Origin of the sequence: Pandoraea sp., from assembly GCF_041919235.1 — a bacterium.
In the GTDB taxonomy this organism is placed as follows: domain Bacteria; phylum Pseudomonadota; class Gammaproteobacteria; order Burkholderiales; family Burkholderiaceae; genus Pandoraea.
In genome coordinates, this window is record NZ_JAYRUC010000011.1 from 53,225 (window position 1) to 69,612 (window position 16,388).

The 16,388-nt window shown below is 65.7% G+C and carries 17 protein-coding genes; 3 read left to right on the top strand and 14 right to left on the bottom strand.

All coding sequences use genetic code 11. The annotated features are described in order from the left end of the window. Positions 1 to 87: 87 nt before the first annotated feature. Together flgK and flgL are read left to right on the top strand one after the other, a co-directional pair. On the top strand, positions 88 to 2,076 hold the full coding sequence (gene flgK, locus ACE3UG_RS10810; RefSeq protein ID WP_374623432.1) for a flagellar hook-associated protein FlgK: 1,989 nt from the start codon (positions 88 to 90) through the stop codon (positions 2,074 to 2,076). Between the two features lie 16 nt (positions 2,077 to 2,092). Beyond that, entirely contained in the window at positions 2,093 to 3,328 is a 1,236-nt protein-coding gene (gene flgL, locus ACE3UG_RS10815; protein WP_374623435.1) for a flagellar hook-associated protein FlgL, read from the top strand. Positions 3,329 to 3,464: 136 nt separating this feature from the next. Here flgL and fliR read toward each other — a convergent pair whose 3' ends face one another. The 13 genes from fliR to fliF form a co-directional block, all read right to left on the bottom strand. Next, positions 3,465 to 4,262, bottom strand: a complete 798-nt coding sequence (fliR, locus tag ACE3UG_RS10820; RefSeq protein ID WP_374623437.1) for a flagellar biosynthetic protein FliR — start codon at positions 4,260 to 4,262, stop codon at positions 3,465 to 3,467. A 12-nt stretch (positions 4,263 to 4,274) separates the two neighbouring features. Further along, positions 4,275 to 4,544, bottom strand: coding sequence for a flagellar biosynthesis protein FliQ (gene fliQ, locus ACE3UG_RS10825; RefSeq protein WP_010807718.1), 270 nt, complete (start codon positions 4,542 to 4,544; stop codon positions 4,275 to 4,277). Between the two features lie 14 nt (positions 4,545 to 4,558). Next, positions 4,559 to 5,389: a flagellar type III secretion system pore protein FliP gene (gene fliP / locus ACE3UG_RS10830; protein WP_374623440.1), complete on the bottom strand. Its 831-nt coding sequence runs from the start codon at positions 5,387 to 5,389 to the stop codon at positions 4,559 to 4,561. Beyond that, positions 5,389 to 6,018 (bottom strand): flagellar biosynthetic protein FliO, encoded by a 630-nt coding sequence (gene fliO / locus ACE3UG_RS10835; protein ID WP_374623442.1) that lies wholly within the window; start codon positions 6,016 to 6,018, stop codon positions 5,389 to 5,391. The genes fliP and fliO overlap by 1 nt, the downstream gene beginning before the upstream one ends. Beyond that, a complete protein-coding gene (gene fliN / locus ACE3UG_RS10840) occupies positions 6,015 to 6,443 on the bottom strand; it encodes a flagellar motor switch protein FliN (RefSeq protein ID WP_374623445.1) in 429 nt (142 codons plus the stop codon). The genes fliO and fliN overlap by 4 nt, the downstream gene beginning before the upstream one ends. Beyond that, entirely contained in the window at positions 6,443 to 7,441 is a 999-nt protein-coding gene (fliM, locus tag ACE3UG_RS10845; protein WP_374623447.1) for a flagellar motor switch protein FliM, read from the bottom strand. The genes fliN and fliM overlap by 1 nt, the downstream gene beginning before the upstream one ends. A 7-nt stretch (positions 7,442 to 7,448) precedes the next feature. Next, positions 7,449 to 7,931, bottom strand: coding sequence for a flagellar basal body-associated protein FliL (gene fliL, locus ACE3UG_RS10850; RefSeq protein ID WP_374623450.1), 483 nt, complete (start codon positions 7,929 to 7,931; stop codon positions 7,449 to 7,451). Between the two features lie 179 nt (positions 7,932 to 8,110). Beyond that, positions 8,111 to 9,550, bottom strand: a complete 1,440-nt coding sequence (locus ACE3UG_RS10855; RefSeq protein ID WP_374623453.1) for a flagellar hook-length control protein FliK — start codon at positions 9,548 to 9,550, stop codon at positions 8,111 to 8,113. Between the two features lie 19 nt (positions 9,551 to 9,569). Continuing rightward, positions 9,570 to 10,022 (bottom strand): flagellar export protein FliJ, encoded by a 453-nt coding sequence (fliJ, locus tag ACE3UG_RS10860; protein ID WP_374623456.1) that lies wholly within the window; start codon positions 10,020 to 10,022, stop codon positions 9,570 to 9,572. Positions 10,023 to 10,034: 12 nt separating this feature from the next. After that, on the bottom strand, positions 10,035 to 11,804 hold the full coding sequence (fliI, locus tag ACE3UG_RS10865) for a flagellar protein export ATPase FliI (RefSeq protein WP_374623458.1): 1,770 nt from the start codon (positions 11,802 to 11,804) through the stop codon (positions 10,035 to 10,037). After that, positions 11,798 to 12,457, bottom strand: coding sequence for a flagellar assembly protein FliH (gene fliH, locus ACE3UG_RS10870; protein ID WP_374623460.1), 660 nt, complete (start codon positions 12,455 to 12,457; stop codon positions 11,798 to 11,800). Before fliH ends, fliI begins: the two co-directional genes overlap by 7 nt. 19 nt (positions 12,458 to 12,476) lie before the next feature. After that, on the bottom strand, positions 12,477 to 13,475 hold the full coding sequence (gene fliG / locus ACE3UG_RS10875) for a flagellar motor switch protein FliG (RefSeq protein ID WP_374623463.1): 999 nt from the start codon (positions 13,473 to 13,475) through the stop codon (positions 12,477 to 12,479). Continuing rightward, complete coding sequence (fliF, locus tag ACE3UG_RS10880) at positions 13,462 to 15,159, bottom strand: flagellar basal-body MS-ring/collar protein FliF (protein WP_374623466.1); 1,698 nt, start codon at positions 15,157 to 15,159, stop codon at positions 13,462 to 13,464. Before fliF ends, fliG begins: the two co-directional genes overlap by 14 nt. A 358-nt stretch (positions 15,160 to 15,517) precedes the next feature. On the opposite strand from fliF, the gene fliE reads away from it, so the two are divergent. Further along, positions 15,518 to 15,853, top strand: coding sequence for a flagellar hook-basal body complex protein FliE (gene fliE, locus ACE3UG_RS10885; protein WP_374623469.1), 336 nt, complete (start codon positions 15,518 to 15,520; stop codon positions 15,851 to 15,853). Between the two features lie 146 nt (positions 15,854 to 15,999). Here the strand turns inward: fliE and ACE3UG_RS10890 are convergent, their stop codons facing one another. Beyond that, entirely contained in the window at positions 16,000 to 16,239 is a 240-nt protein-coding gene (locus ACE3UG_RS10890) for a hypothetical protein (protein WP_374623471.1), read from the bottom strand. Between the last annotated feature and the right edge of the window lie 149 nt (positions 16,240 to 16,388).

Genomic DNA, 16,388 nt, shown 5'->3' on the forward strand with positions numbered 1-16,388 from the left:
TGCCGCCGGGCTGCCGTAAACACATCGGTAACGGTGCGCAAGCGGGCCCGTCGCCGCCGCACGTACCCCTATTCAAGCCGCGAGATCATGAGCCTAATCAATATTGGCATGAGCGGGCTGAACGCCTCCCAGTTCGCCCTGAACACCACCGGCAACAACATCTCCAATTCGGGGACGGCCGGTTACAACCGTCAGATCGTCAACTACACCGAGGCGGACAGCCAGTTCGCCGGTGTGGGCTACATCGGCCAGGGTGTGTTGGTGAACGACGTGTCGCGCGTGTACGACCAGTTCCTGTCGAATCAGGTCAACCAGGCGCAGACCCAGTACAGCCAGCTCAACACCTATTACCAGCAGATCTCGCAGATCAACAACGCGCTGGGCAGCTCCACGACCGGCCTGTCGGCGACGATGTCCACGTTCTTCACGAATCTGCAGACGATCGTGACCTCGCCGAACAACTCGGCCACGCGCGCCACGGTGATTTCTTCCGCGCAGACGCTCACGAGCATGTTCCAGTCGCTCGCAGGCACGCTGTCTTCGCTGCGCACCAGCGTGAACGGCAACATCGCCCAGTCGACCGAGCAGATCAACACGTACGCCAAGCAGATCGCCACCCTCAACGACGCGATTGTGCAGGCGCAGGGCAACAGCACCGGGGCCACGCCGAACGACCTGCTCGACCAGCGCGATCAGGCCATCGCGAGCCTGAATGCCATCGTGCAGACGAATGTCGTCAAGGACAGCAACGGCTCGTATAACGTGTTCGTCGGCAACGGCCAGTCGCTCGTGACGGGCAATTCGGCCTATCAGCTCACGACCGTGGCCTCGGCGAGCGATCCGTCGCAGATGACCGTCGCCTATGTCACCCCCAGCGGTGCGAAGGTGCCGATTCCGGAATCGTCGCTCACCGGCGGCTCGCTCGCGGGTCTGTTGTCGTTTCGCAGCGGGGCGCTCACGCAGGCGCAAAACTCGCTCGGCCAGATCGCGCTGTCGCTGGCCGGCACGTTCAACGCGCAGAACCAGTTGGGTCTGGATCTGTACGGTCAGATGGGCGGCAACTTCTTCACGGTGCCCAACCCGACGATCATCGCGAACACGACGAATTCGAACGGCGCCACGCTCAATGCAAGCATCACCGACGCTTCGAAGGCGACCGCAAGCGACTACACGGTGAGCTTCGACGGCACCAACTACACGCTCACGCGCCAGACCGACGGCGCCAAGTGGACCGCCGGTGCGCCCGCCGTGCCGGGCACCGCGCTGAACTTCCAGGACGGCGGTGGCGTGGCGTTCCCCGACGGCTTCTCGGTCACCACCAGCGGCATGGTGGCCGGCGACAGCTTTACGATCCAGCCGACACGCAACGCCGCCCAGAACATCGGCGTGGCCATCACCGACCCGGGCAAGATCGCGCTGGCCGCACCAATCATCGCCTCGAGCGCCAGCAGCAACAGCGGCTCGCTCAAGGTCGATCAGGGCAGTGTGGACGCCAGCTACCTGTCGAACGTGCTGAGCGCGCCGGTCAATTTCACGTTCAGCAAAGACGCCACGACCGGCGCGCTCACGTTCGTGGCTCCGTCGGCGATGACGGTCACGGTCAATGGCGTGGCGACCGCGTACGCCGCCGGCGCCACCGTGCCTTACAGCGCCACCAACGGCGCCAAGATCACCACGAACGGCATGACGGTCAACGTGAGCGGTACGCCAGCCAATGGCGACACGTTCACCATCGCGCCGAACACGTCCGGCGCCGTGACCGACAACCGCAACGGCCTGGCACTCTCGGCCTTGCAGAACGACAAGACCAAGGTGGGCGGGTCGCAAAGCTATGCGTCGGCTTACGCGAATCTGGTGTCGTATGTCGGTTCGACCACGAATACCTACAAGTCGACCAGCGCTGCGCAGCAAACCCTGCTGCAACAGGCGCAAACCGCGCAGCAGTCGAATTCCGGCGTGAACCTCGACGAAGAGGCGGCCAACCTGATCAAGTTCCAGCAGCTCTATCAGGCCAATTCGAAGGTGATTCAGACCGCGTCGACGCTGTTCGACACCATCCTCCAGATGGTCAACTAAGCGCAGGGGCAACGTCATGCGTATCAGCACCAACATGATTTACGATCAGGGGATGCGCTCGATGAGCCAGAACACCTCCGATCTTCTCAACGTTCAGGCACAACTCTCGTCGGGCACGCGCGTGACCACGCCGAGCGACGACCCGATCGCGGCCGCCCAGGCGGTGGCCGTGTCGCAGGACAACGCCATGAACACGCAGTACGCGGCGAACCGTCAGTCTGCGACCACGCAGTTGCAGCTCGAGGATTCGACCTTCGGCAGCGTTATCAACTCGCTGCAGCATGTGATGTCGCAGATCGTGTCGGCGGGCAATTCGTCGCTCAACGACAGCGACCGTACGACCATCGCGACCGATCTTCAGTCGAGCTTCCAGCAATTGCTCTCGCTGGCCAACACGACCGACGCCAACGGCCAGTACCTGTTCTCGGGCTACAAGGGCAACTCGGCCGCCTACGTGGCATCGGCCACAGGCGCGTCGTATGGGGGCGACTCGGGGGTGCGTTATGTGCAAGTGAGCCCGAACCGTCAGATCGCGATCAACGACATCGGCTCGAGCATCTTCGAGGCCGTTCAGGCCGGTACGGCCGGCACGCTCATCAGCGGCAGCGCCGCCAATCAGGGGACCGCAACGTTCTCGCCCGTCTCGACCACCAACGTGGCCGCCGCCGGCGCGGACCATCAATACCAGATCAGCTTCGCGATCGACACCACCACCACGCCGCCCACGACCAACTACACGGTCAAGGATCAGACGGATACCACCGTGCCGGACGTGACGGGCGCGTACACCGCCGGCCAGCCCATCACCTTCGGCGGCAAGTCGGTGACGTTCTCCGGGGTGCCGGCCACTGGCGACAGCTACACCGTGCAGCCGGCCAGCACGGGCAGCACGAACATGTTCGACAACCTGCAGTCGCTGATCAACACGCTCAAGACGCCCATCGCCAGCACGAACGGTACGGGTCAGGCGAACCTGAGCAACGCGCTCACGACCTTCGGCCAGATGTTCAGCAACACCTACGATAACGTCACCACGGTGCGCACGACGACCGGCTCGCGCATGAACGAGCTGAGTTCGCTCAATAACATCGGCGACACGAACTCGCTGAATTACCAATCGCAACTGGGCGATCTGCTCGACGTCGACTGGAACTCGTCGGTGACCAAGTTCTCGCAATTGCAGGCGGCGTTGCAAGCGTCGCAGCAAAGCTTCCTGCAGACGCAGAAGCTCTCGCTGTTCAGCCTGCTCTGAGCGGAGCGCTGGCGCGGCGGATGCCGCGTGCGACAAGACGAACGCAAGCGGGCCGCCGAGCATCACCGGGCGGCCCGTTGCCATTGGGCTGGGGGTGGCGCTGGGGTGCGTGGCACGGACCGTTGGCGGGCGGCATTCAGGGAGACGGTACGAACGCGGCCGTCGTGCGGATCATCATGTCGATGCCGATGGCGATGAAATGATCCATGACCGGGGCGATGCGCGGCATCATCAGCTCGATCACGACGAGGCCCACGCCCAGTGTGAGTGGAAAGCCCACCGCGAAGATGTTGAGCTGCGGGGCGGCACGGTTCAGAATGCCCAGCGACAGATTGCAGATGAGCAGCGCGGCCACGAGCGGCAAAGACAGCATGAGCGCCAGCATGAAGAGCTGGCCGCCGAGCATGGCGAGATAGTGCCAGCCTGCGCTCGCGAGCGGTGCGGCCGAGATCGGCAGCACCGTGAAGCTTTGCACCAGCGTGGCGAACATCATCAAATGGCCGTTGGTGGCGAGGAACACGAGCATGGCCACCACGTTGAGCAGCATGCCGAGCACGGCGGTGCTGCCGTCGCTGTTCGGCGTGAGCAGCGTGGCGAAGGACAGCCCCATCTGCAACCCGACGAAGTCCCCCGCCATGCTGATCGCCGAGAACACGATCTGCATGCACCACCCCAGCGCCGCACCAATCATCACCTGTTGCGCGAGGACCCAGAGGCCTTCCCATGAGAACGGCGAGATGGCGGGGGCGGGCAGGGGGCCGAGCACCGGCGCGAGCGCCAGGGCGACAATGCCCGCCAGGCCGATCTTGACCGTGCCGGGCACGGTGGCGTCGCCGAACAGCGGCGCGCTCATGGACAGCGCAAGCAGGCGCGCGAACGGAAACAGGAACGTCGCGATGACGCCCGAGAGCTGTTCGTAAGTGAAGCTGATCAATGCGGGCGCGGCTTACCCGACGAGGCCGGGAATGCCGGTGAGCAACTGGCGCATGTAGTCGACCATCAGGTTGAGCATCCAGGGCCCTGCGATCACCAGGGTGACGAACACGGCGAGCAGCTTGGGGATGAACGACAGCGTCATTTCGTTGATCTGCGTGGCCGCCTGAAACAGGCTCACGAGCAGACCGGAGACGAGCGCGACGAGCAGCAGCGGCGCGGCGAGCAGCAGGGTGACCTGCATTGCCTGATGGGCCAGCGCCATGACGGTTTCCGGAGTCATCTCGTTCGCCTGGGCTACATGGTGAAGCTCTGGGCGAGCGAGCCCAGCAGCAGGTGCCAGCCGTCGACCACCACGAACAGCATCAGCTTGAACGGCAGCGACACCGTGGAGGGCGAGACCATCATCATCCCCATCGACATCAACACGCTCGCGACCACCAGATCGATGATCAGGAACGGAATGAAGATCGTGAAGCCGATCTGGAACGCCGTCTTGAGCTCGCTCGTGGCGAAGGCCGGCACGAGAATGCGCATCGGCACGTCTTCAGGCCCGTTCATCGGCGGTGTCTTGGCGAGCTTGGCGAAGAGCGCGAGATCGGCTTCGCGCGTCTGCTTGAGCATGAAGGCGTGGAACGGCTTGGCGCCGGTGTCGATGGCCTGCTCGAAACTGATCTTGTTGGCGGCGAACGGCTGATAGGCGTCGGTGTAGGCCTGGTCGAACACCGGCGACATGACGAAGAACGTCAGGAACAGGGCCAGTCCGATCAGGATCTGGTTCGGCGGCGAGGTGGTCACGCCGATGGCATGGCGCAGCAACGAGAGCACGATAATGATGCGCGTGAAGGCCGTCATCATCAGCAGCACCGCAGGCAGGAAGCCCAGCGATGTGAGCAGCAGCATCGTTTGCACGGACAGCGAATACGTTTGTCCGCCGCCGGGAGCCGGTGTGGTGGTGAGCGCGGGCAGCGTGGCCTGTGCGAGGGCCGTACCCGGCAGGGCGATGCACACGAGCGCCAGTCCAAGTGCCAGACCGAGCGTCACGCCCGCCGTACCCGACAGACGCGTCAGACGCGCCGGACCCGCCAGACGCGGCTTCGTCCCGGCGCACAGCAAGCCAAGCACCATCAGGAATCCTTTTTCATCGATTCGCGCAATTTTTGCGCAAACGCTTGTGCGGCACGGTTGGCTTGCGCGCCCGGATGGGCGGGCGTCGGGGCCGCTGGCATGTCGGCGACGCGTTGCGCATCGATCACATGCAGGCCGCGCACCTGACCGGGTGCAACCCCCAGCACAATCCAGTCTCCCGCGACCTCCACGACGACCACGCGTTCGCGCTGGCCCACGGCGGCGCTGCCGACGATGCGCACATTGCCGCCGCCCAGCGGGCGTTGCAGCCCGAAACGCTTGGCAAGCCACGCCAGGCCGAACAGCAGCGCCAGCACCAGCACGAGGCCCAGGCCCGTTTGCACAATGCCCGCACCGCCGAGACTCGGCACGGCTGCCGCCTGCGAGGCGGTGCCTTGCGCGTGGGCAGATGCGGTGCCCAGGAGGGCTACGGCGGCGAGAGCAGCGCCGCGAACGCGGGCCAGACCGGCGAACGGCCGCCCGGCCAGAGCCTGCGAGGCGCGCGCGGCACGTGGGGCATTCGGGGCACGCTCGGCGCAGCGCGCCCCGAGGGTGGCGATGGCCGTCGGCGTCGCGGCGGCTGCCACGGCACGCCGCACGGGGCTGCCGCGGACTTTTGTTGCAATCATCGGTTGAGCTTTCGGATGCGTTCGGATGGCGTGATGATATCAGTCAGGCGGATGCCGAACTTGTCGTTCACGACCACCACTTCGCCTTGCGCGATGAGGCAACCGTTGACCAGCACGTCCATCGGCTCGCCGGCCATGCCGTCGAGTTCCACCACGGAGCCCTGAGCCAGTTGCAGCAGGTTCTTGATGGCGATCTTCGTGCGGCCCAGCTCCACGGTCATCTGGACCGGGATGTCGAGAATCAGGTCGATGTCGTTGTGCGTGGCCGTCGCCGGATTGCCGGCGGTGGCCGCGAGCGGTTGAAACACCGGGGCGGGGGCCGGTTGCGCCGCCGCGTCCGTGGCCGTCTGCTCCGCCATGGCACTGGCCCACTCGTCCGCCATGGCCTGGGCGTCGTCACCGGGCGTTTGAGGGGTATCGCTCATCACTCGTTGTCCTTCGTGTAATCGCTGTGCGAATGGTTGATCATCTGGTTCACGCGCAGCGCGTATTGACCGTTGAACACACCGTAGTTGCAGTGCATCACGGGCACGCCGTCGACCTTGGCCTCCAGCACCTCGGGGACGTCGAGCGGAATCACGTCGCCCACGCGCATATTGAGCAACTGCGAGAGCGTCATGTCGAACTGCGCGAGATTGGTCACGATTTCGACGTCCGCCGCCTGCACCTGTTGCGAGAGCAGACGCACCCAGCGCTTGTCGACCTCGAGCGTCTCGCCTTGCAACGGGCTCGAGAGCTGGTCGCGCATCGGCTCGATCATCGAGTACGGCATGCAGATGTGAAGTTCGCCGCCGACCGAGCCGAACTCGATGTCGAACGTGGTCGTGACCACCACCTCGTTGGGCGTGGCGACATTGGCGAACTGGGTGTGCATTTCGGCGCGCACGTACTCGAACTCGACCGGATACACCGGCTTCCACGACGCGCCGTAATTCTCGAACACCAGATCGAGCAGGCGCGCGATGATGCGCTGCTCGGTCTGCGTGAAATCGCGTCCCTCGACGCGCGTGTGAAACCGGCCGTCGCCGCCGAACAGGTTGTCCACCACGAGGAACACGAGGTTCGGATCGAACACGAACAGCGCCGTGCCGCGCAACGGCTTGATGTGAACCAGATTGAGGTTGGTCGGGACCGGCAGGTTGCGGATGAACTCGCTGTACTTCTGCACACGCACCGGGCTGACCGAAATTTCGGCGCTGCGGCGCATGAAGTTGAACAGGGCAATGCGGAAGAGGCGCGAGAAGCGGTCGTTGATGATTTCGAGCGTAGGCATGCGCCCGCGCACGATCCGCTCTTGCGTCGCGATGTTGTAGGGTCTGATACCGGAATGATCTTCCGACTCGGACCGGTCATCCTGCTCGCCGGTGACACCCTTCAGAAGGGCGTCGACCTCTTCCTGCGACAGGAACTCCTCATGCGCCATGAATCACTCACTGAATTACAAACGCGGTGAACAGCACTTCGCCCACGGCCTGCGGCGGCATGTTGGCCGCGAACGGCTGCGCGACCAACGTGCGGATCTCGCTCGCCAGACGGCGCTTGCCGTCGATCGTGGCCAGATCCTGCGGCTGCTTGGACGACAACAGCAGCAACACGCGGCTGCGCACTTCGGGCATGTGCTGCGTGATGCGGGCCTGCGTCTCGGCGTCTGCCACCTTGAGCGAGAGGCCGATATGCAAATATCGCTCGCCGTCCTCGCCCGACAGATTCACCGTGAACGGATCCATGCCGACGAACACGGGCGGCGGCGGGGGCGGAGGGGCTTTCACCGTTTCGCCGCGCCCGGTCAGCAGATACACGGCCGTTGCCGCACCGGCAGCGGCCATGAGCGCTACCGCAACGATCAACAGAATCACTTTGCGCATGCCCCCTTTGGCGGGAGCCGCGGCTTGCGTCGGTGCGGGATTTGCCATGTGTTCGCCTGCTATTGGGTAATGATTGTCGGCCAACCCGTCAACGGGTGATCGGCCGAAAAGAAGGGACAATCGCGTCTAACTCGCGTCTTTGTCTTAACGGCAGGAAAACCCGCTGGCTTTAGGGCGGTGCGGCGCCCGGTCGCGCCGGCGGGGCCGACCCGGGCGATCAGGCGAAATCAGGCAAACGTGTCCACAAGCCCGTTGCGGGCGCGCACCGGAACGCTCACGGTCGTGGCAAGGGCGGCGTCATCGGTCTGGCCGAAGCCCGGCGTGCCCCTTCCGTTGCCACTGCCGTTCCCGCCGCCGTTGCCGTTCGCGCCCTGCTGTGCGAAAGCCTGCTGCTGCGAACTGTCACTGCTCACGGTCGCATTGCCCAGCGCGATGCCGTTGTTGGCCAGGCTTTCGCGAAGTTGCGGCAAGGCCGCCTGCACGGCGTCACGTACGGCAGCGTGTTGCGAGACGAACATCGCCTGAGCGGAGTCGTTCGCCACGTTCAACACCACGTGCAGGGGTCCGAGGTCGGGCGGATTCAGGCTCAACTGCGCGGTCTGCGCATGGGCAGACGAGAGCCACACCACTTGCTGCGAGAGCTGGTTGTTCCAGTCCTGGGTCCCCACGCGTGCGTTCAGGGCGAGCGCGGCCGGCAGATTGGCCTGGGCCTGCAACTGCGGTTGGGCGTCGATGGCAGGCGTGGCTGTCTGCACCGCCTGCGCGGCCGCTTGCGTGGCGGCGGTGGCGGTCTGTGCGGCGGTGTCGCGGCTGCCCTGCGCTTGCGCCAGGGCGTCGGCCACGCGCTGCGTCTGGGCGTCTGTACCTGCCGGGGCCGTCGCCGTCTTGGCATCGGGGCCTGCCGGTTGTGCGTTGGCCGTCGTCTGCGTTGCCGAGCCGTTCTTGGCCAGCGCGTCGAGCGACAGTCCGCCGGTCTTGCTGCCGTTCGATGCTGCCGGCGTCGCTGTACCGTTGACCGGTGCGCCCGCGTTGGCATTCTTGGCGTCGGTCGCGGCGCCACCGGCCGGCGCTTGGCCGGTCAGTTGTGCGGCCCCGTTCGCCTGCAATGCCCCGTTCACGGCGGCAGCGATGGCCGCGCCGGTGCCGGGTTTGCCGTCGGAAGCCGTGCTTGCGGCCGTCGCCGGTGCCGGCGTTTGGGGCGACAGCGGCGCATTGTTCATGGCGGCCAGCGCGACGGCCAATGCGGCTGCCGGGTCGCCGGGTGCAGCGGTGGCCTGCGTTTCGTCGTCGGCGTTCTTGTCTTTGTCGCTCTCGGCCGTCGTCGATTTCGACGGTTTGTTCGCGGCGTTGGCTTGTCCGGCTTGGCCCGTCTGTCCGGTCTGTCCCGCCTGTCCTGCCTGCGCGGTTTGTTCGGCCGATGTGTTGCTGTTCGCGGCGTTGTCCGCCGACCTCGTGCTGCCGCCCGACGCAGTCGTCTGACCCGACTGCGCGGCGGTGTCGTTCGCGCTGCTCGCGGCAGGCGGGGCGCTCTGGCGCGTCTGCTCGGAGAGCACGGCGGAGAAGGGCAGCGCACTACCGTCGTCGGGGTTCGACGCGCCAGCGCGATTGGATTTCACGGCCTGCAGGGCCGCGCCGGCGGAGTCGGTCAGGAAGCTCAAAATCGACATGGTGGGCTCCTCTTGTCCTTCAAATCGGGGATTCGGCACGACGGCGCAGGCTGCGCGCGGCGTACTCGTCGTTTTCCTTCTGCTCGCGCCGCGCCACTCGAACGGCCGTGCGGGCTTGCTCGCGCGAAGCGAGCGTGCCGAAGGAGTTCAGGCGGCGCTGCTGCGCCTGCCATTCGCGGCGCGCAGCCGCGAGGCGCTCCTCGGCCTGTTCAAGCAGCATCGCTTGCTGTCCGATGGCCGTATCGAGCGTGTCGATGAATTGCTGGAAGTTGCGCCAGTCGCAGCCTGCCATGCCCTGAATCGTCGCCGTCTGCATGCGCGTACGGTACTCGTGACGATACTGGCGCAACGCGACGAGCTGACGCTCAACGTCGGCGCGTTGCGTCTGACGCTCGCCGAGCAAGCGCGCGGCTTCGTCCACATCCTTCTGAGCGAGTTCGATGAGCAGCTTGAGGGGCAGGGTGGAGTTCATGGCCGCCTCCGGTTAGTGGAACAGCGTGTGCATCTGATGCACCGCGTCCGGATAGCTGGACCGCTCGCGCATTCCTTGCTGCAGGAAATTTTCGAGGCGGGGATACAGCTCGATCGCCTGATCGAGCATCGGGTCGCTGCCCGGCGCGTACGCGCCCACATTGATGAGGTCGCGGTTGCGCTGATAGCGCGAGAGCATTTGCTTGAAACGCCGTACCTTGTCGAACTGCGCGTCGTCGATGAGCGCCGTCATGGCACGGCTGATCGACTGTTCGATATCGATGGCCGGGTAGTGCCCCGACTCCGCCAACTGACGCGAGAGCACGATGTGGCCGTCGAGAATCGCGCGGGCCGAATCGGCGATCGGGTCCTGTTGATCGTCGCCTTCGGTGAGTACGGTGTAGAACGCCGTGATCGAGCCGCCGCCGTGGGGGCCGTTACCGGCGCGCTCAACCAGCGCGGGCAGTTTCGCGAACACCGAGGGCGGGTAGCCCTTGGTGGCCGGCGGCTCGCCGATCGCCAGCGCGATCTCGCGCTGCGCCATGGCGTAGCGGGTGAGCGAATCCATGATCAGCAGCACATCCTTGCCTTGATCGCGGAAGTACTCGGCCAGCGTGGTCGCATACGCGGCGCCTTGCAGGCGCAACAACGGCGAGACGTCGGCCGGTGCCGCCACGACGACCGAGCGCGCTAGGCCGTCCGGCCCGAGAATGTTCTCGATGAAGTCCTTCACTTCGCGCCCGCGCTCACCGATCAAGCCCACGACGATGACTTCGGCCTGCGTGAAGCGGGCCATCATGCCGAGCAGCACGCTCTTGCCGACGCCAGACCCCGCGAAGAGACCCATGCGTTGACCGCGTCCGACCGTGAGCAGCGCGTTGATGGCGCGCACGCCAACGTCGAGCACCGAATCGATGGGCGCACGGCCTAACGGATTGATCGGCACCGACGCGAGCGAGGCGCTGTCGGTCAGGCCGAGCGGGCCGAAGTCGTCGAGCGGACGGCCGGCGGCGTCGACCACGCGGCCGAGCAGCGCTTCGCCAACGGGCAGGCGCTTGCCGTTGTGACGTTGACTCGGCAGCGGGCCGTCGGCGGCGGGCTCCATCGGGAACACGCGCGCGCCCGGCAACAGCCCGGCGACTTCCGTCTGCGGCATGAGAAAGAGGCGGTCGCCGCCGAAGCCGACGACTTCCGCTTCCGCCGTGGCTGGCTCGCGGGTGGCGTCGTGCACCGGCAGCTCGATCAGGCAGCCTGCCCCGACCGGCAAGCGCAGGCCGACGGCTTCGAGCACGAGTCCGGCCGCGCGCGTGAGGCGGCCGCAGCGTCGCGTCGGCTCGACGGCGTGCACGTGCGCGATGCGCTCGCGCAGCGTGTTCTGCCAGCGTCGCAGATGCGCGTCGCGTGCAATCTCGCGGGCGTCCAGTGCGTGCACGGCCGCTTTGGGCGCGGCCGGCGCAGCAACGCCTTCCCGATCGATGTCGCCGGACGCGGTGGCCGCGCCAGACAGGCCGGAGGACCCGGACGAACCGGACGAACCAGACGAACTGGTCGGCCGAGCAGGCGCGTCTTCGAGATCGTCGGGTTGCAGGGCACCGGCCTGCGCGACGTGCGTGGGGTGATCGAGTTCATCCCACAGGCGCACCGAGGGCGTCGTGCTGTCGTTCGCCGGGGCGGGAGCGGGTTCGGGCGAGGGGGCAGGCGGTGGCGCGTCGACATGCGTATTCTCGGTGCCGGGGAGCACCGGTGCATGCGCGGTGAGCGGGGTGAGTTCGGCGTTCACCATGGCAGGTCCTTGCCAAGTGCCGCCATGACACGCTGCCAGCGCGTGGCCACGGTGGCGTCGACTTCGCCGCTCGCGGCTTCGGCTTTGCAGCCGCCGCGCTCGATGGTGGGATCGGCACGGACCGTCCAGCCGGCGGCGCGCAGTTCCGCGCCCACATGGTCGTCGACGAGCGCGACATCGTCCGGATTCAGAAGCAGTCGTGGCGAGCCGGTGAGCGGATCGTTGGAAAGCAGCTCGCGCACGATCGGCAGCAACGTTTCCGGGTGAATCGTGAGCGTCTGGCCCAGCGCTTGCCGCGCGATATCGAGCGCCAGCCCGAGCAGCGGCTCGGCCACTTCGCGATCGATCGCGTTGACGGCGTTGCCGAGACCATGGGCGATATCCGCGAGTTGTGCGGCGCGCGTGTCGACGGCCTGCTGACCGGCGGCTTGCCCGGCGGCGTAGCCCTCGGCGTGACCGGCCGCGTAGCCTTGCGCATGGCCCTCGGCGCGGGCGTCTTCACGCCACGCGGCGATCTGTTCCGCGAGTGCCGGATCGTCGAGCGGGCTGGGCGGCAGGGCTTGCGGCGGTGGCGGGGGCGGCGGCGGGTCGAACGACGCCATCTCCCAGCGTTGCCAGGCGGAGAGGCGTTCCTTTGGGATGATGGTCGACATGTGCGCGGGCCCGGTCCGGTTAGACGTAAGCGTCGTCGCCGCGACCGCCGATCATGATGGCGCCCTGATCGGCGAGGCGGCGCACCACTTGCAGCACCTTCTTCTGTTCGGCTTCCACTTCCGAGACCCGCACCGGGCCACGCGATTCGAGGTCTTCGCGCAGCAGTTCGGCCGCCCGGGCGGACATGTTCTTGAAGAACTTCTCGCGCAGCTCGACCGGTGCGCCCTTGAGCGCGATGATGAGCGACTCGGACTCGATTTCCTTGAGCAGCACCTGAATGCTGCGGTCTTCCACGTCGAGCAGGTTCTCGAACACGAACATCTCTTCGACGATCTTCGCCGCGAGGTCCGAATCGTAGTTGCGCACGGCTTCGATGACCGATTCTTCGTGCACGCCGCCCAGATAGTTGAGAATCTCCGCCGCCGTACGCACGCCGCCCATCGGGCTGCGCTTGATGTTCTCGCTGCCCGAGAGCAGTTTCGTCAGCACGTCGTTGAGCTCGCGCAGCGCGGCCGGCTGAATGCCGTCGAGCGTGGCAATACGCAGCACGACGTCGTTGCGCAGACGCTCGGTGAAGAGCGCCAGCACTTCCGAGGCTTGATCGCGGTCGAGATGCACGAGGATCGTGGCAATGATCTGCGGATGCTCGTGGCGAATGAGCTCGGCCACCGCCGTGGAGTCCATCCACTTCAGGCCCTCGATACCGCTGGTGTCGCCGCCTTGCAGAATGCGCTCGATCAGGCCCGCGGCCTTGTCGCTGCCCAGCGCCTTGTTGAGCACCGAACGGATGTATTCGGACGAATCGAGCGAGAGCGCCGAATGCTGTTCGGCTTCGAGCACGAAGTCCTGCAACACATCGGCGATCTGATCGCGCGAGACCTGCCGCAGCGAGGCCATGGCCGCGCCGAGCTTCTGCACTTCGCGCGGCGCGAGGTACTTGAAGACCTCCGCCGCTTCGTCTTCACCCAGCGACATCAGCAGGATGGCGCTGCGTTCAAGTCCCTCAGCCGCGCTCATCGCCACCACCCACCCATGATTTGACTACCGTTGCCACGATCTTCGGATCCTGTCGCGCGACCTGACGCGCGTACTGCAAATTGCGTTCGTAGGCACTGAGTTCGCCCCGCTTGCCGGCTTCGCCGTCGGCGCCCTCGCCATCGGCTGCGTCCTCACCCGCTGCGCCGGTTTTCGCCCCGGCCAACGACGGCTCGGCCGGTGGCGGCGGGCTCAGGTGCTTGCGGATGGCCGGACGTATGACGCCGAACCACAGATAGATGCCGACCAACCCGATCAACGCCCACTTGCCGACCTGTTTGGCCAGTTCGATGTTCTGACGCTGGCGCCACCACGGCAGGTTGGCTTCCGGGTCTTCCTCGACCGTGAAGGGGCTGTTGACGACGTTGAGCGTGTCGCCGCGCTGACCGGAGAAGCCGATGGCCTCCTTCGCCAGATTCTGGATCTGGTCGAGCTGGGCTTGCGTGAGCGCCACCATCGCGGCCTTGCCCTTCGCGTCGGTGCCTGGACGATAGTTCACCACCACGGCCGCCGACAGGCGCTTCAGGCCACCGGTGGCTTGCTGCATGTGGCGTATGGTGCGGTCGACTTCGTAGTTGACCGTGGCATCCTTGCGGTCGCTGCGCGGGCCTTGCGGTGCGCTGACGGCGCTCGCCGGGTTTGCGGCATTCTGCTGGGCGAGCGGCTGTTGGGGCTGCTGGGGCTGTGTAATCGGGGCGGTGGCCTGACCCGGCGGTTGATTCGACAGAGCGCCCGGCACACCGCCTGGCGGCGTGATACCGATCTGCGACGCTTCGCTGTTCTGCTGACTGCGCACGGCCTGCTCGCCCGAGTTCGGCTTGTAGTTCTCGGAGGTCTGCTCGACCTGGTTGAAGTCGACGTCCGCGGTCACCTGTGCATGCACGTTGCCCGGCCCGACGATCGGGTTCAGGATCGCCTCGATGCGGCGCGCATACGACTGTTCGAGTTCGCGAACGTACTTGAGCTGGCTGGCGTCCAGGCCCAACGCGTTGCCGCTCTGCGCGGAGAGCAGATTGCCGTTCTGATCGAGCACCGTGACGTTGTTGACCGGCAGATCCGGTACGGCCGACGCCACCATGTGCACAATCGCGCTGACCTGGCCGTCGTCGAGCACGCGGCCCGGATACAGCGTGACGAGCACCGAGGCGCTGGGCTTTTGCTGCTCGCGTACGAAGACCGACGGCTTGGGGATGGCGAGATGCACGCGCGCGGCTTGCACGGCAGCCAGCGACTCCACCGAGCGGGCGAGTTCGCCTTCGAGCGCGCGCTGGTAATTGACCTGCTCGGCAAACTGGCTGATGCCGAACTTCTGGTTGTCCATCAATTCGAAGCCGACCAGACCGCCCTTGGGCAGACCTTGCGAGGCCAGACGCAGTCGCACTTCGTGCACCTGATCGGACGGCACCAGAATGGCACCGCCGCCCTCGGCGAACTTGTACGGCACGTTCATCTGCTGGAGCGACGTAATGATGGCACCGCCGTCGCGATCGCCCAGGTTGCTGTAGAGCACCTTGTAGTCGGGGGCGCGGCTCCACAGGAAAACGGCGATCAGCAACGCGACGAGGGCCGCGCCACCCACGAGCAACGGCAGGCGCTCGCGCGAGCGCAACTGCGACAGCAGGGGCGGCTTGGCGGCAACGTCCGCCGCCTGGGTGGCGGCATTCATGCGCGGCTCCCCGCCAGGGGCGTTGACACGACGTTCTTCGCGGTGGAAGTGCTCACTAACATGCGACAGAATTCTCCGGATACGCTTGGCATCGCACGCGCGCCTGACGGGCGTTAAGGATTGGAAAGATCCATAACGCGGTGCGCACGATGCCGATGGTCCTGATTATTCGTTGGCGAATATGGAATCGTTTTGAGGATTAGGCGGGTGTTTTGCCGCCAATTAGGGTCTTGGGGGCTTGTCAGAGGGTGCTAAGCTCCGACCTGACTGATAAAGGGCAAACCGATGCGTGCGGCGCGATGTCGTGGCGCGAGCGTTGCCTGTCGAGGACAAGCAAGGACAAGCGAGGACAAGCGTCATGGCCATTCCGGGGATCGAGTCGGTATTGCAGAAGTTGGGCAGTGTGGCGTCGCAGGCAGCGGGCTCGATCATGGGCACGTCGAACGCCGGCGCGGGTGCGGCATCGGCGACGGGCGGTTTCGCGTCAGAGCTGGAGGCGTCGCTCAAGCGCGTGTCGTCGGCGCAGAACGGTGCAGAAGCACAAGCGAAAGCGTTCGAATTGGGCGAGCCGGGGGTGGCGCTCAACGACGTCATGGTCGATCTGCAAAAAGCCAACATCGGCTTCCAGATGAGCTTGCAAGTGCGCAACAAACTCGTTTCGGCCTATACAACCGTGATGAACATGCAGGTGTGACGCATCGCACGAGAGGGCGCGCCCTCGGCACCGGGAAGGCCCCGTTCAGATCGACGGGGCTTTTTTATCGTCTGTGGGTTCGTTGCCACGCTGAGGTTGGACGTCCGCGGGTGATGATGCGGTGCGACGGGTAGGGCACCCACCGGCTACGCCGCACCGGCGCAGAGGGGGTACGCCGGCATGATGCGCTCCAGAAACTCATGAAAGCGCGGAACGGTGAACGCAGCGTCGTCTAACGGGGTACTGTAGAGCATGCCTTTTCCGTCCCATTCCCATCGAACCGGTTCAAGCGCGTCGAAGGGCTTGCCGAGTTCGGCGGCGACGGCATGCAGGTCGTGCGGGCCCTCGCCCAACGCCGCCATGGCACGCAGATAGCGCTTTTCCATCAGGGTCAGACGCTCGAAGCGGAGGCGGTAGAAATTGTTATCGAGGGCATCGATGACCGCCGTCGACGCAAGTCTGACGTGTTCCGAGGTAATCGGACTTTCATCGACCGCCTTCCATACGAGCTATCCCCATCGCGGGATTGCCGGGG

What these genes read in the sequence shown, in the direction of transcription:
- fliP (WP_374623440.1), bottom strand. Translation starts at nt 5,389, where the DNA reads ATGGTGCTTGGCTTGCTGTGCGCCGGGACGAAGCCGCGTCTGGCGGGT.
- fliN (WP_374623445.1), bottom strand. Translation starts at nt 6,443, where the DNA reads ATGAGCGATACCCCTCAAACGCCCGGTGACGACGCCCAGGCCATGGCG.
- fliH (WP_374623460.1), bottom strand. Translation starts at nt 12,457, where the DNA reads ATGTCGACCATCATCCCAAAGGAACGCCTCTCCGCCTGGCAACGCTGG.
- fliG (WP_374623463.1), bottom strand. Translation starts at nt 13,475, where the DNA reads ATGAGCGCGGCTGAGGGACTTGAACGCAGCGCCATCCTGCTGATGTCG.
- fliE (WP_374623469.1), top strand. Translation starts at nt 15,518, where the DNA reads ATGGCCATTCCGGGGATCGAGTCGGTATTGCAGAAGTTGGGCAGTGTG.
- ACE3UG_RS10890 (WP_374623471.1), bottom strand. Translation starts at nt 16,239, where the DNA reads ATGGAAAAGCGCTATCTGCGTGCCATGGCGGCGTTGGGCGAGGGCCCG.
- ACE3UG_RS10855 (WP_374623453.1), bottom strand. Translation starts at nt 9,550, where the DNA reads ATGTCGATTTTGAGCTTCCTGACCGACTCCGCCGGCGCGGCCCTGCAG.
- fliJ (WP_374623456.1), bottom strand. Translation starts at nt 10,022, where the DNA reads ATGAACTCCACCCTGCCCCTCAAGCTGCTCATCGAACTCGCTCAGAAG.
- flgL (WP_374623435.1), top strand. Translation starts at nt 2,093, where the DNA reads ATGCGTATCAGCACCAACATGATTTACGATCAGGGGATGCGCTCGATG.
- fliO (WP_374623442.1), bottom strand. Translation starts at nt 6,018, where the DNA reads ATGATTGCAACAAAAGTCCGCGGCAGCCCCGTGCGGCGTGCCGTGGCA.
- fliI (WP_374623458.1), bottom strand. Translation starts at nt 11,804, where the DNA reads ATGGTGAACGCCGAACTCACCCCGCTCACCGCGCATGCACCGGTGCTC.
- fliL (WP_374623450.1), bottom strand. Translation starts at nt 7,931, where the DNA reads ATGGCAAATCCCGCACCGACGCAAGCCGCGGCTCCCGCCAAAGGGGGC.
- fliF (WP_374623466.1), bottom strand. Translation starts at nt 15,159, where the DNA reads ATGAATGCCGCCACCCAGGCGGCGGACGTTGCCGCCAAGCCGCCCCTG.
- fliM (WP_374623447.1), bottom strand. Translation starts at nt 7,441, where the DNA reads ATGGCGCATGAGGAGTTCCTGTCGCAGGAAGAGGTCGACGCCCTTCTG.
- fliQ (WP_010807718.1), bottom strand. Translation starts at nt 4,544, where the DNA reads ATGACTCCGGAAACCGTCATGGCGCTGGCCCATCAGGCAATGCAGGTC.
- flgK (WP_374623432.1), top strand. Translation starts at nt 88, where the DNA reads ATGAGCCTAATCAATATTGGCATGAGCGGGCTGAACGCCTCCCAGTTC.